We start from the raw sequence: 16374 nt of genomic DNA on the forward strand, positions 1-16374 counted from the left end.
ATTTGTTAATGCAATTTTCATATTTTTCAATTAAGTTGTATTTATCACCTAAGTATTATTTCTGGAATACTATTAATAGGATCCAATAATATGCCAATCATTTCCATCATATTGGAACCAGTGGGTATCGCCCATTAATTCATTTGAGCCTCCTCCACCAAGACCTGTAATAGCTATGTTCATCCTGTTATTCTTATGATGACCATTGTTATTACCATTATTTGCTTTGATAACCCCCATATTTTTTATAACGTATATCTGCCCTGTACTGGCATTTGTAGGAAATGAAATTGTATTGCTTTCCCCTTTAACAATCAGGGTGAAATCATCTGGTAATAAGGTTGTACTTGTATTAGTAGTCCTTATTGATCGAATAAATCCACCACCAGCTTCACTTTCCCCAGGATCTCCCTTATCACCTTTTGCACCATTTGCTCCTGTAGCACCATCTTGTCCATCGACTCCTGCTGGTCCTTGTGCTCCAGTTTCTCCTTTAGCTCCAGTGTTACCTGTATCACCTTTCTCTCCTTGAGTTCCTGTAGCTCCTTGCGCTCCAGTTTCACCTTTAGCTCCATCAACACCATCTTGACCTGCTGCTCCAGCTGCTCCGGTTTCACCCTGAATACCTTGAATTCCTTGGTCGCCTTGTGCTCCAGTTTCACCAGTAGCTCCGTCAGTTCCATTTGTTCCGTCAACGCCATCTTGACCTGCGGCTCCAGTATCTCCTTTTTCGCCTTGAAAACCTTGGATTCCCTGCTCACCTTTCTCTCCTTGTATTCCTTGCTCACCAGTTACCCCAGTAGCTCCAGTGTTACCAGTTTCTCCGGTCTCTCCTTGGATACCCTGAATTCCTTGGTCGCCTTGTGCACCAGTTGCTCCGTCAATTCCATCTTGTCCAGCGGCTCCAGTCTCACCTTGAATACCTTGAATTCCTTGGTCGCCTTTTGCTCCAGTATCTCCTTTTTCGCCTTGCTCACCAGTTTCACCAGTAGCTCCGTCATTTCCATCTGCTCCGTCTTGTCCATCAGCACCAGCTAGACCTTGAATTCCTTGTGCTCCGGTCTCACCTTTGTCACCAGTTGCCCCAGTATCTCCTTTTTCTCCTTGGCTACCAGTAGCACCAGCTGCTCCGGTTGCACCAGTCTCACCTTGAATACCTTGGGCTCCAGTTGCACCAGTTGCTCCGTCATTTCCATCTTGACCTGCGGCTCCAGTATCTCCGGTTGCTCCAGTGTCACCTTTTTCACCTGTATCTCCTTTATCTCCGGTTGCACCAGTAACACCTTGAATACCTTGAGCTCCAGTTTCACCAGTAGCTCCGTCTACACCATCAATTCCGTCCTGTCCAGCTGCTCCAGTATTACCTGTATCTCCTTTGTTTCCTTGCTCACCTTGTTCTCCGGTTGCACCATCAGTTCCTTTTTCACCTGCTGCTCCTGTTAAACCAATTGGTCCTTGAGCCCCAGTATCACCTTTAGCTCCATCAACACCATCTTGACCTGCTGCTCCAGTATCTCCTTTTTCTCCTTGGCTACCAGTAGCACCAGCTGCTCCGGTTTCACCCTGAATACCTTGAATTCCTGTTGCTCCGTCATTTCCATCTGCGCCGTCTGTTCCATTGGTACCTGCAGCACCAGTATCTCCTTTTTCGCCTTGCTCTCCAGTCTCTCCTTGAATACCTTGAGCACCAGTTTCACCCGTAGCTCCGTCAGTTCCATCTACACCGTCTGTTCCATTGGCACCAGCGGCTCCAGTCTCACCTTGAATACCTTGGATTCCTTGGTCGCCTTTTGCTCCAGTAGTTCCAGTTACCCCTTGAATTCCTTGGTCGCCTTTTGCTCCAGTATCTCCTTTTTCGCCTTGTGTTCCTGTTAGACCAATTGGTCCTTCTGGTCCAACTTCACCGTCATCTCCTTTATCACCTTGCGCTCCAGGATCTCCTTTTTCACCAGCTGCTCCTGTATCTCCTTTTTCTCCTTGTATGCCTTGTATTCCTTGTGCACCAGTTGCTCCAGTGTTACCTGTAACACCTTGTATTCCTTGCTCACCTTGAGCTCCAGTTTCACCAGTTGCTCCGTCATTTCCATTTGTTCCGTCAACGCCATCTTGTCCAGCGGCTCCAGTATCTCCGGTTGCACCGGTCTCTCCTTGAATACCTTGAATTCCCTGCTCACCAGTATCACCTTTAGCTCCATCAGAACCATCTTGACCTGCGGCTCCAGTTTCACCTGCTGCTCCTGTTAAACCAATTGGTCCTTGAGCCCCGGTATCACCTTTAGCTCCGTCAGTTCCATTTATTCCATCTTGTCCATCGACTCCTGCTGGTCCTTGTGCTCCAGTGTTACCTGTATCACCTTTCTCTCCTTGTATCCCTTGGTCACCAGTAGCTCCAGTTTCACCAGTAGCGCCATCATTTCCGTTTGTTCCATCTGCTCCAGTTTCACCAGTTGCTCCATCATTTCCATCTACACCGTCTGTTCCATTGGTACCTGCTGCTCCAGTTTCTCCTTTCTCACCCTGAATTCCTTGTTGTCCGGTTGCTCCGTCTGTTCCATTGGTACCTGTGGCACCAGTAGCTCCGATTTCACCTTGATCACCTTTATCTCCTTTTTCACCAGTTGCTCCAGTGTTACCTGTAACCCCTTGTATTCCTTGCTCTCCTTGGGCGCCCTCAGTTCCATTTTCACCTGCTGCTCCTGTATCTCCTTTTTCTCCTTGGCTACCAGTAGCACCAGCTGCTCCGGTTTCACCCTGAATACCTTGAATACCTTGGTCACCTTGTGCTCCAGTTGCACCAGTTGCTCCGTCAACACCATCAATTCCGTCCTGTCCAGCTGCTCCGGTATCTCCTTTAGCTCCAGTTGCACCAGTAGCACCTGTTGCTCCGTCAGCTCCATCTTGTCCAGCTGCTCCAGTTAGTCCTTGGGCTCCAGTTTCACCAGTTGCTCCGTCTTGTCCATCTACACCGTTTGTTCCGTCTACACCATCTTGTCCATCGGCTCCAGTATCTCCTTTAGAACCAGTCTCACCTTTTTCACCTGTATCTCCTTGGGCTCCATCAGTTCCATTTTCACCTGCGGCACCAGTATCTCCTTGTATACCTTGGTCACCAGTTGCACCAGTAGCTCCGATTTCACCTTGGATACCTTGAATTCCTTGCTCTCCTTGGGCGCCCTCAGTTCCATTTTCACCTGCTGCTCCTGTTAAACCAATTGGTCCTTGAGCCCCGGTATCACCTTTAGCTCCGTCAGTTCCATTTATTCCATCTTGTCCATCGACTCCTGCTGGTCCTTGTGCTCCAGTGTTACCTGTATCACCTTTAGCTCCATCAACACCATCTTGACCTGCTGCTCCTGTATCTCCTTTTTCGCCTTGGAAACCTTGGATTCCCTGAGCACCCGTTTCTCCTTGTGCACCAGTTGTACCAGTTGCACCAGTTTCTCCTTGTATGCCTTGTTCTCCGGTTGCACCATTAATTCCATTTGTTCCGTCAACACCATCTTGACCTGCGGCACCCGTTTCTCCTTTTTCACCAGTTGCTCCGTCTTGTCCATCAGCTCCAGCTAGACCTTGAATTCCTTGCTCTCCTTGGGCGCCCTCATTTCCTTTTTCACCTGCTGCTCCTGTTAATCCAATTGGTCCTTGAGCCCCGGTATCACCTTTAGCTCCGTCATTTCCATTTATTCCATCTTGACCTGCTGCTCCTGTATCTCCTTTTTCGCCTTGGAAACCTTGGATTCCCTGCTCACCCTGAGCACCCGTTTCTCCTTGTATGCCTTGTTCTCCGGTTGCACCATTAATTCCATTTGTTCCGTCAACGCCATCTTGACCTGCTGCTCCTGTATCTCCTTTTTCACCTTGGATACCTTGAATTCCTTGCTCTCCTTGGGCGCCCTCAGTTCCATTTTCACCTGCTGCACCTGTTAAACCAATTGGTCCTTGAGCCCCAGTATCACCTTTAGTACCGTCAGTTCCATTTATTCCATCTTGTCCTGCTGCTCCTGTATCTCCTTTTTCGCCAGTTGCTCCAGTGTTACCTGTAACACCTTGTATTCCTTGCTCACCTTGAGCTCCAGTTTCACCAGTAGCTCCGTCATTTCCATCTGCGCCGTCTTGTCCATCAGCTCCAGCTAGACCTTGAATTCCTTGCTCTCCTTGGGCACCTGCGTCACCTTTTAGACCTTGAATACCCTGAGCACCTGCTTCTCCAGTATTTCCTTTCTCACCTTGCTCTCCAGTCTCTCCTTGAATTCCCTGCTCACCTTGAGCTCCAGTTTCACCAGTTGCTCCGTCATTTCCATTTGTTCCGTCAACGCCATCTTGTCCAGCGGCTCCAGTATCTCCTTTTTCGCCTTGTGTTCCTGTTAGACCAATTGGTCCTTCTGGTCCAACTTCACCGTCATCTCCTTTATCACCTTGCGCACCAGGATCTCCTTTAGCTCCAGTGTTCCCTGTAACACCTTGTATTCCTTGCTCTCCTTGGGCGCCCTCAGTTCCATTTTCACCTGCTGCTCCTGTTAAACCAATTGGTCCTTGAGCCCCAGTATCACCTTTAGCACCGTCAGTTCCATTTGTTCCGTCAACACCATCAATTCCGTCTTGACCAGTTGCTCCGTCTTGTCCATCAGCTCCAGCTAGACCTTGAATACCTTGCTCACCAGTTGCACCAGTAGCTCCGATTTCACCTTGGATACCTTGAATTCCTTGCTCTCCTTGGGCGCCCTCAGTTCCATTTTCACCTGCTGCTCCTGTTAATCCAATTGGTCCTTGAGCCCCGGTATCACCTTTAGCTCCGTCATTTCCATTTATTCCATCTTGACCTGCTGCTCCTGTATCTCCTTTTTCGCCTTGGAAACCTTGGATTCCCTGCTCACCCTGAGCACCCGTTTCTCCTTGTATGCCTTGTTCTCCGGTTGCACCATTAATTCCATTTGTTCCGTCAACGCCATCTTGACCTGCTGCTCCTGTATCTCCTTTTTCGCCTTGGAAACCTTGTATTCCTTGCTCTCCTTGGGCGCCCTCAGTTCCATTTTCACCTGCTGCTCCTGTTAAACCAATTGGTCCTTGAGCCCCAGTATCACCTTTAGCACCGTCAGTTCCATTTATTCCATCTTGTCCAGCTGCTCCTGTATCTCCTTTTTCTCCTGTTGCTCCAGTGTTACCTGTAACACCTTGTATTCCTTGCTCACCTTGAGCTCCAGTTTCACCAGTTGCTCCGTCATTTCCATTTGTTCCGTCAACGCCATCTTGTCCAGCGGCTCCAGTATCTCCGGTTGCACCAGTTACCCCTTGAATACCTTGAATTCCCTGCTCACCAGTATCACCTTTAGCTCCATCAGAACCATCTTGACCTGCGGCTCCAGTTTCACCTGCTGCTCCTGTTAAACCAATTGGTCCTTGAGCCCCAGTATCACCTTTAGCACCGTCAGTTCCATTTATTCCATCTTGTCCAGCTGCTCCAGTATCTCCTTTTTCACCTTTTTCTCCTGTTGCACCAGTTTGTCCTTGAATACCTTGGTCACCTTGTGCTCCAGTTGCACCAGTTGCTCCGTCAACACCATCAATTCCGTCTCTACCTGCGGCTCCAGTCTCTCCTTTTTCGCCTTGCTCACCAGTTGTTCCAGTTTCTCCTTTTTCACCCTGAACTCCTTGTAGTCCGGTTGCTCCGTCTTGTCCAGTGTTACCTGTGTCTCCTTTTTCACCTTGTGTTCCTGTTAAACCAATTGGTCCTTCTGGTCCAACTTCACCGTCATCTCCTTTATCACCTTGCGCTCCAGGATCTCCTTTTTCACCAGTTGCTCCAGTGTTCCCTGTAACACCTTGTATTCCTTGCTCTCCTTGAGCTCCAGTTTCACCAGTTGCTCCGTCATTTCCATTTGTTCCGTCAACGCCATCTTGTCCAGCGGCTCCAGTATCTCCTTTTTCGCCTTGTGTTCCTGTTAGACCAATTGGTCCTTCTGGTCCAACTTCACCGTCATCTCCTTTATCACCTTGCGCTCCAGGATCTCCTTTTTCACCAGCTGCTCCTGTATCTCCTTTTTCTCCTTGTATGCCTTGTATTCCTAGTGCACCAGTTGCTCCTTCTTGTCCATCAGCTCCAGCTAGACCTTGAATACCTTGGTCACCAGTTGCACCAGTAGCTCCGATTTCACCTTGGATACCTTGAATTCCTTGCTCTCCTTGGGCACCTGCGTCACCTTTTAGACCTTGAATACCCTGAGCACCTGCTTCTCCAGTATTTCCTTTCTCACCTTTTTCACCAGTAGCTCCGTCATTTCCATTTGTTCCATCTTGTCCAGCTGCACCAGTTTCTCCTTTTTCACCTTGGATACCTTGAATTCCTTGCTCTCCTTGGGCTCCGTCATTTCCATTTGTTCCGTCAATTCCATCTTGTCCAGCGGCTCCAGTCTCACCAGCTGCTCCGGTTTCACCCTGAATACCTTGAATTCCTTGGTCGCCTTGAGCCCCGGTATCACCTTTAGCTCCATCAGTACCATCGGCACCTGCGGCTCCAGTATCTCCTTTATCTCCGGTTGCACCAGTAACACCTTGAATACCTTGAGCTCCAGTTTCACCATCTGCTCCGTCTTGTCCATCAGCTCCAGCTAGACCTTGAATACCTTGGTCACCAGTTGCACCAGTAGCTCCGATTTCACCTTGGATACCTTGAATTCCTTGCTCTCCTTGCGCTCCAGTATCTCCTTTTTCGCCTTGGAAACCTTGTATTCCCTGCTCACCCTGAGCACCCGTTTCACCTTTAGCGCCGTCAGTTCCATTTGTTCCGTCAATGCCATCTTGTCCATTGGCACCGGTTGCTCCGTCAACACCATCAATTCCGTCCTGTCCAGCTGCTCCGGTATCTCCTTTAGCACCAGTTGCACCAGTTGCACCAGTAGCTCCGTCAGTTCCATCTACACCGTCTGTTCCATTGGCACCAGCGGCTCCAGTCTCACCTTGAATACCTTGGATTCCTTGGTCGCCTTTTGCTCCTGTATCTCCTTTTTCGCCTTGGAAACCTTGGATTCCCTGCTCACCCTGAGCACCCGTTTCTCCTTGTGCACCAGTTGTACCAGTTGCACCATTAATTCCATTTGTTCCGTCAACACCATCTTGACCTGCGGCTCCAGTATCTCCGGTTGCACCGGTCTCTCCTTGAATACCTTGAATTCCCTGCTCACCAGTATCACCTTTAGCTCCATCAGAACCATCTTGACCTGCGGCTCCAGTTTCACCTGCTGCTCCTGTTAAACCAATTGGTCCTTGAGCCCCAGTATCACCTTTAGCACCGTCAGTTCCATTTATTCCATCTTGTCCAGCTGCTCCAGTATCTCCTTTTTCACCTTTTTCTCCTGTTGCACCAGTTTGTCCTTGAATACCTTGGTCACCTTGTGCTCCAGTTGCACCAGTTGCTCCGTCAACACCATCAATTCCGTCTCTACCTGCGGCTCCAGTCTCTCCTTTTTCGCCTTGCTCACCAGTTGTTCCAGTTTCTCCTTTTTCACCCTGAACTCCTTGTAGTCCGGTTGCTCCGTCTTGTCCAGTGTTACCTGTGTCTCCTTTTTCACCTTGTGTTCCTGTTAAACCAATTGGTCCTTCTGGTCCAACTTCACCGTCATCTCCTTTATCACCTTGCGCTCCAGTGTTCCCTGTAACACCTTGTATTCCTTGCTCTCCTTGAGCTCCAGTTTCACCAGTTGCTCCGTCATTTCCATTTGTTCCGTCAACGCCATCTTGACCTGCGGCTCCAGTATCTCCTTTTTCACCCTGAACTCCTTGTAGTCCGGTTGCTCCGTCTTGTCCAGTGTTACCTGTGTCTCCTTTTTCACCTTGTGTTCCTGTTAAACCAATTGGTCCTTCTGGTCCAACTTCACCGTCATCTCCTTTATCACCTTGCGCTCCAGGATCTCCTTTTTCACCAGTTGCTCCAGTGTTCCCTGTAACACCTTGTATTCCTTGCTCTCCTTGGGCGCCCTCAGTTCCATTTTCACCTGCTGCTCCTGTATCTCCTTTTTCGCCTTGGAAACCTTGGATTCCCTGAGCACCCGTTTCTCCTTTTTCACCAGTTGCTCCGGTTTCACCAGTTGCTCCGTCTTGTCCATCAGCTCCAGCTAGACCTTGAATTCCTTGCTCTCCTTGGGCGCCCTCATTTCCTTTTTCACCTGCTGCTCCTGTTAATCCAATTGGTCCTTGAGCCCCGGTATCACCTTTAGCTCCGTCATTTCCATTTATTCCATCTTGACCTGCTGCTCCTGTATCTCCTTTTTCGCCTTGGAAACCTTGGATTCCCTGCTCACCCTGAGCACCCGTTTCTCCTTGTGCACCAGTTGTACCAGTTGCACCATTAATTCCATTTGTTCCGTCAACACCATCTTGACCTGCGGCTCCAGTATCTCCGGTTGCACCGGTCTCTCCTTGAATACCTTGAATTCCCTGCTCACCAGTATCACCTTTAGCTCCATCAGAACCATCTTGACCTGCGGCTCCAGTTTCACCTGCTGCTCCAGTATCTCCTTTTTCGCCAGTTGCTCCAGTGTTACCTGTAACACCTTGTATTCCTTGCTCTCCTTGTGCACCAGTATCTCCTTTAGAACCAGTCTCACCTTGGTCGCCTTGTGCACCTGTAGCTCCGATTTCACCTTGGATACCTTGCTCACCCTGAACTCCTTGTTGTCCGGTTACTCCGTCTGTTCCATTGGTACCTGAGTCACCAGTTTCTCCTTTATCTCCTTTTTCGCCTTGTGCACCAGTAGCTCCGTCATTTCCATTTGTTCCATCAACGCCATCTTGACCTGCGGCTCCAGTTTCTCCTTTTATCCCTTGTTCTCCAGTCTCACCTTGGGTTCCTTGGTCGCCTTTTGCTCCAGTAGTTCCAGTTACCCCTTGAATTCCTTGCTCTCCTTGTGCACCAGTATCTCCTTTAGAACCAGTCTCACCTTGGTCGCCTTGTGCACCTGTAGCTCCGTCATTTCCATTTGTTCCATCAACGCCATCTTGACCTGCGGCTCCAGTATCTCCTTTTTCGCCTTGTGTTCCTGATAGACCAATTGGTCCTTCTGGTCCAACTTCACCGTCATCTCCTTTATCACCTTTAGCTCCGTCAGTTCCATTTATTCCATCTTGTCCAGCAGCTCCTGTATCTCCTTTTTCGCCTTGGAAACCTTGGATTCCCTGCTCACCCTGAGCACCCGTTTCTCCTTGTATGCCTTGTTCTCCGGTTGCACCATTAATTCCATTTGTTCCGTCAACGCCATCTTGACCTGCTGCTCCTTTATCTCCTTTTTCACCTTGGATACCTTGAATTCCTTGCTCTCCTTGGGCGCCCTCATTTCCTTTTTCACCTGCTGCTCCGGTTTCACCTTGAATACCTTGAATTCCTGTTGCTCCGTCATTTCCATCTGCGCCGTCTGTTCCATTGGTACCTGCAGCACCAGTAGCTCCGATTTCACCTTGATCACCTTTATCTCCTTTTTCTCCTTGTATGCCTTGAATTCCTTGTGCTCCGGTCTCACCTTTTTCACCTGTATCTCCTGTTGCTCCAGTATTACCTGTATCTCCTTTTTCTCCTTGGTCTCCAGTTGCGCCTGTAGCTCCAGCTAGTCCTTGTTCTCCGGTCTCACCTTTTTCTCCTTGTATACCTTGGATTCCCTGCTCACCCTGAGCACCCGTTTCACCTTTAGCGCCGTCAGTTCCATCTTGTCCATTGGCACCGGTTGCTCCGTCAACACCATCAATTCCGTCCTGTCCAGCTGCTCCGGTATCTCCTTTAGCTCCAGTTGCACCAGTAGCACCTGTTGCTCCGTCAGCTCCATCTTGTCCAGCTGCTCCAGTTAGTCCTTGTGCTCCGGTTTCACCAGTAGCGCCATCATTTCCGTTTGTTCCATCTGCTCCAGTTTCACCTTGAGCTCCAGTAGCACCATCAATTCCATCTTGTCCAACTGCTCCAGTATCTCCTTTTTCGCCTTGGAAACCTTGTATTCCCTGCTCACCCTGAGCACCCGTTTCACCTTTAGCGCCGTCAGTTCCATTTGTTCCGTCAATGCCATCTTGTCCATTGGCACCGGTTGCTCCGTCAACACCATCAATTCCATCCTGTCCAGCTGCTCCGGTATCTCCTTTAGCTCCAGCTGCTCCAGTATCTCCTTTTTCGCCAGTTGCTCCAGTGTTACCTGTAACACCTTGTATTCCTTGCTCACCTTGAGCCCCAGTATCACCTTTAGCACCGTCAGTTCCATTTGTTCCGTCTACACCATCTTGTCCATCGGCTCCAGTATCTCCTTTAGAACCAGTCTCACCTTTTTCACCTGTATCTCCTTGGGCTCCATCATTTCCATTTGTTCCGTCTACACCATCTTGACCTGTGGCACCCGTTTCTCCTTTTTCACCAGTTGCTCCGTCTTGTCCATTAGCACCAGCTAGACCTTGAATACCTTGGTCACCAGTTGCACCAGTAGCTCCAGTATCACCCTGAATACCTTGAATTCCTTGCTCTCCTTGCGCGCCATCAGTTCCATTGGTACCTGCGGCACCGGTTGCTCCTGTTATTCCTTGAATACCTTGTGCTCCAGTTTCACCAGTTGCTCCGTCATTTCCATCAGCGCCGTCTTGTCCATCAGAACCATCTTGTCCAGCTGCTCCAGTATCTCCTTTTTCGCCTTTTAGTCCTTGGTCACCAGTTGCACCGGTCTCACCTTTATCACCTTGAGCGCCTGTATCTCCTTTTTCGCCTTGCTCACCAGTTTTACCAGTAGCTCCAGTTTCACCAGTTTGTCCTTGTATTCCTTGGTCACCTGTTGCTCCAGTTTCACCAGTTGCTCCATCATTTCCATCTACACCGTCTGTTCCATTGGTACCTGCTGCTCCTGTATCTCCTTTTTCGCCTTGGAAACCTTGGATTCCCTGCTCACCCTGAGCACCCGTTTCTCCTTGTATGCCTTGTTCTCCGGTTGCACCATTAATTCCATTTGTTCCGTCAACGCCATCTTGACCTGCTGCTCCTGTATCTCCTTTTTCACCTTGGATACCTTGAATTCCTTGCTCTCCTTGGGCGCCATCAGTTCCATTTTCACCTGCTGCTCCTGTTAAACCAATTGGTCCTTGAGCCCCGGTATCACCTTTAGCTCCGTCGTTTCCGTCTGTTCCATCAGTACCAGCGGCTCCAGTATCTCCTTTTACACCTTGAGCTCCTGTTGCTCCAGTTTCACCTTTAGCTCCGTCATTTCCATCTACACCGTCTGTTCCATTGGCACCAGCGGCTCCAGGATCTCCTTTTTCGCCTTGTGTTCCTGTTAGACCAATTGGTCCTTCTGGTCCAACTTCACCGTCATCTCCTTTTACACCTTGCGCACCAGGATCTCCTTTAGCTCCAGTGTTACCTGTAACACCTTGTATTCCTTGCTCTCCTTGGGTGCCCTCAGTTCCATTTTCACCTGCTGCTCCTGTTAAACCAATTGGTCCTTGAGCCCCAGTATCACCTTTAGTACCGTCAGTTCCATTTATTCCATCTTGTCCTGCTGCTCCTGTATCTCCTTTTTCGCCAGTTGCTCCAGTGTTACCTGTAACACCTTGTATTCCTTGTGCACCAGTTGCTCCGTCTTGTCCATCAGCTCCAGCTAGACCTTGAATACCTTGGTCACCAGTTGCACCAGTTTCTCCTTGAATACCTTGGTCGCCTTGAGCCCCGGTATCACCTTTAGCTCCATCAGTACCATCGGCACCTGTGTCTCCTTTTTCACCTTGAGCTCCAGTTTCACCAGCTGCTCCTGTATCTCCTTTTTCTCCTGTTGCACCAGTTGCTCCGTCAACACCATCAATTCCGTCTCTACCTGCGGCTCCAGTCTCTCCTTTTTCGCCTTGCTCACCAGTTGTTCCAGTTTCTCCTTTTTCACCCTGAACTCCTTGTAGTCCGGTTGCTCCGTCTTGTCCAGTGTTACCTGTGTCTCCTTTTTCACCTTGGATACCTTGAATTCCTTGCTCTCCTTGCGCTCCAGTATCTCCTTTTTCGCCTTGGAAACCTTGTATTCCCTGCTCACCCTGAGCACCCGTTTCACCTTTAGCGCCGTCAGTTCCATTTGTTCCGTCAACACCATCAATTCCGTCCTGTCCAGCTGCTCCGGTATCTCCTTTAGCTCCAGTTGCACCAGTAGCACCTGTTGCTCCGTCTTGTCCATCAGCTCCAGCTAGACCTTGAATACCTTGGTCACCAGTTGCACCAGTAGCTCCGATTTCACCTTGGATACCTTGAATTCCTTGCTCTCCTTGCGCTCCAGTATCTCCTTTTTCGCCTTGGAAACCTTGTATTCCCTGCTCACCCTGAGCACCCGTTTCACCTTTGGCGCCGTCAGTTCCATTTGATCCATCTACACCATCAATTCCGTCCTGTCCAGCTGCTCCAGTGTTACCAGTTTCTCCGGTCTCTCCTTGAATACCCTGGATTCCTTGCTCACCTTGAGCTCCAGTTTCACCAGTAGCTCCGTCATTTCCATCAGCACCAGCTAGACCTTGAATTCCTTGTGCTCCGGTCTCACCTTTTTCACCTGTATCTCCTTGGGCTCCAGTTGCACCAGTATCTCCTTTTTCGCCTTGGAAACCTTGGATTCCTTGTGCACCGGTCTCACCTTTTTCACCTGTATCTCCTTTATCTCCGGTTGCACCAGTAACACCTTGAATACCTTGAGCTCCAGTTTCACCAGTAGCTCCGTCTACACCATCAATTCCGTCCTGTCCAGCTGCTCCAGTATTACCTGTATCTCCTTTGTTTCCTTTTTCGCCTTGTGCTCCGGTTTCACCAGTAGCGCCATCATTTCCGTTTGTTCCATCTGCTCCAGTATCTCCTTTTTCTCCTTGGCTACCAGTAGCACCAGCTGCTCCGGTTTCACCCTGAATACCTTGAATTCCTTGGTCGCCTTGAGCCCCGGTATCACCTTTAGCTCCATCAGTACCATCGGCACCTGCGTCACCTTTTTCACCTTGTGCTCCGGTTTCACCAGTAGCGCCATCATTTCCGTTTGTTCCATCTGCTCCAGTCTCTCCTTGAATTCCCTGCTCACCAGTATCACCTTTAGCTCCATCAGAACCATCTTGACCTGCGGCTCCAGTATCTCCGGTTGCACCAGTTACCCCTTGAATACCTTGTTCTCCTGTCTCACCTTTTTCACCAGTAGCTCCGTCAGTTCCATTTGTTCCGTTAACGCCATCTTGACCTGCTGCTCCTGTATCTCCTTTTTCGCCTTGGCTACCAGTAGCACCTGCTGCTCCAGTCTCACCTTGGATTCCTTGGCCACCTTGAACACCTTGTGCTCCTGTAGCTCCGTCTACACCATCAATTCCGTCTCTACCATTAGCTCCTGTTGCTCCTTGAATTCCTTGAGTCCCAGTATCTCCTTTTTCACCTTGGACACCTTGCTCACCAGTAGCTCCAATCTCACCCTGAATTCCTTGGGCACCCTGAGCACCAGTGTCACCTTTTTCACCAGTTGCTCCAGTGTTACCAGTTACCCCTTGTATTCCTTGCTCTCCTTGGGCGCCATCAGTTCCATTTTCACCTGCTGCACCTGTTAAACCAATTGGTCCTTGAGCCCCGGTATCACCTTTAGCTCCATCAGAACCATCTTGACCTGCGGCTCCAGTCTCTCCTTGAACACCTTGCTCACCTGTTGCACCTTGGGCTCCAGTCGCACCAGTAGCTCCAGTATCACCCTGAATACCTTGAATTCCTTGCTCTCCTTGGGCGCCCTCAGTTCCATTTTCACCTGCTTCTCCTGTTATACCAATTGGTCCTTGAGCGCCTGTATCTCCTTTTTCGCCTTGCTCACCAGTTTTACCAGTAGCTCCAGTTTCACCAGTTGCTCCATCATTTCCATCTACACCGTCTGTTCCATTGGTACCTGCTGCTCCAGTTTCACCTTTAGCTCCGTCATTTCCATCTGCGCCGTCTTGTCCATCAGCACCAGCTAGACCTTGAATTCCTTGTGCTCCAGTGTCACCTTTTTCACCTGTATCTCCTTTATCTCCGGTTGCACCAGTAACACCTTGAGCTCCAGTTTCACCAGTAGCTCCGTCATTTCCATCTGCGCCGTCTTGTCCATCAGCACCAGCTAGACCTTGAATACCTTGGTCACCAGTAGCTCCAGTGTTACCTGTAACACCTTGTATTCCTTGCTCACCTTGAGCTCCAGTTTCACCAGTAGCTCCGTCATTTCCATCTGCGCCGTCTTGTCCATCAGCACCAGCTAGACCTTGAATACCTTGGTCACCAGTTGCACCAGTAGCTCCAGTGTTACCTGTATCTCCTTTTTCGCCTTGTGCACCTGTTGCTCCGTCAGTTCCATTTTCACCTGCTGCTCCAGTTTCACCTTTAGCTCCGTCAGTTCCATTTGTTCCGTCAACGCCATCTTGACCTGCGGCTCCAGTTTCTCCTTTTATCCCTTGTTCTCCAGTCTCACCTTGGATTCCTTGGTCACCAGTTGCACCAATTGCTCCTGTAGCACCATCTTGTCCATCGACTCCTGCTGGTCCTTGTGCTCCAGTGTTACCTGTATCACCTTTTTCTCCTTGGATACCCTGAATTCCTTGGTCGCCTTGTGCACCAGTTTCACCAGTTGCTCCATCATTTCCATCTGCGCCGTCTTGTCCATCAGCACCAGCTAGTCCTTGAGCTCCTGTTGCTCCTTGCGCTCCAATATCTCCTTTAGAACCAGTCTCACCTTGGATTCCCTGCTCACCCTGAGCACCAGTTGCTCCATCATTTCCATCTACACCGTCTGTTCCATTGGTACCTGCTGCTCCAGTATCACCTTTCTCTCCTTGAGTTCCTGTTGCTCCTTGCGCTCCAGTATCTCCTTTAGAACCAGTCTCACCTTGGATTCCCTGCTCTCCTTGCGCGCCATCAGTTCCATTGGTACCTGCGGCACCGGTTGCTCCTGTTATTCCTTGAATACCTTGTGCTCCAGTTTCACCAGTTGCTCCGTCATTTCCATCAGCGCCGTCTTGTCCATCAGAACCATCTTGTCCAGCTGCTCCAGTATCTCCTTTCTCACCCTGCTCTCCAGTCTCTCCTCGAATACCTTGCTCTCCTTGGGCTCCAGCTGTTCCAGTATCACCTTTGTCGCCAGTTGCTCCGGTTGCACCAGTAGCTCCGTCGTTTCCATTGGTACCAGCGGCTCCAGTTTCTCCTTTTTCACCTTGTGCACCAGTTGTACCAGTTGCACCAGTTTCTCCTTGGTCGCCTTTTGCTCCAGTAGTTCCAGTTACCCCTTGAATTCCTTGCTCTCCTTGTGCTCCAGTATCTCCTTTTTCGCCTTGCTCACCAGTTTCACCAGTAGCTCCAGTATCACCTTTCTCTCCTTGAGTTCCTGTAGCGCCGTCATTTCCATTTGTTCCGTCAACACCATCAATTCCGTCTTGACCAGTTGCTCCGTCTTGTCCATCAGCTCCAGCTAGACCTTGAATTCCTTGTGCTCCGGTCTCACCTTTTTCACCTGTATCTCCTTGGGCTCCAGTTGCACCAGTAGCTCCGATTTCACCTTGGAAACCTTGGATTCCTTGTGCACCAGTAGCTCCGATTTCACCTTTTTCACCTTTATTTCCTTTTTCACCTTGTGTTCCTGTTAAACCAATCGGTCCTTCTGGTCCAACTTCACCGTCATCACCTTTTTCGCCTTTAGCTCCGTCAACGCCACCTTGTCCATCAGCTCCAGCTAGACCTTGAATTCCTTGTTCTCCAGTCTCTCCTTTTTCTCCTTGGGTACCAGTAGAACCAGTAGCTCCATCAGTTCCATCTTTTCCATTGGCTCCAGGCAATCCTTGGGGTCCTCTTAAATTGGAAGTAGTAAATTTTGTTCCGTCTGTGTAATGAAAGGTTATAGTGCCGTTGCCATTATCAACTGTCGATTGTATGCCAACACCCCCTGTAGGAGTTGTTCCTCCATTACATAGATTGTTCCATTGAGATCCATTGTAAAAGAAAACGCATTGTTCCTCTATATTGAATACCATGGCCCCGCGTAGCGGTTTAATGCTTTCCATCTGGGAAGTGGTAATTCTAGTAAGTACAAAGGCCTTAGTGGTACTTTCCAATTCAACTATCGAAGCTGAATTAATAGTATTGGGATTTTCTCCAATTTTTACCTGGGCGGTTAGATAACTGCTGCCAAGTATAAAAAGTAAGAAGAGTAGTTTTTTAAAGTCCATCAATGAGTGGTGTGGGTGGTTATAGCCTGTTTTACGCCAAAACTAGCTTAGAAACCGCGCGCCCCTTATATAATGTTGTGAATGCTCCAAAAAATGTGGTGTGCAACGTCCTGTGGGAATCTTGACTTTAAAATGTGTATTTAAACTGCTTCAATCCCTGCGGTTTTTATTTGTAAATAAACACTC

General features: G+C 49.4%; 1 protein-coding gene. It reads right to left on the bottom strand.

The features are described from left to right. Positions 1-72: 72 nt before the first annotated feature. A complete protein-coding gene (locus KCTC52924_RS10810) occupies positions 73-16188 on the bottom strand; it encodes a hypothetical protein (RefSeq protein ID WP_370671457.1) in 16116 nt (5371 codons plus the stop codon). Positions 16189-16374 lie beyond the last annotated feature (186 nt).

It is taken from the genome of Arenibacter antarcticus (genome assembly GCF_041320605.1).
In the GTDB taxonomy this organism is placed as follows: domain Bacteria; phylum Bacteroidota; class Bacteroidia; order Flavobacteriales; family Flavobacteriaceae; genus Arenibacter; species Arenibacter antarcticus.

Coding starts and splice junctions, on each gene's coding strand:
- KCTC52924_RS10810 (WP_370671457.1), bottom strand. CDS start 16,188: ATGGACTTTAAAAAACTACTCTTCTTACTTTTTATACTTGGCAGCAGT.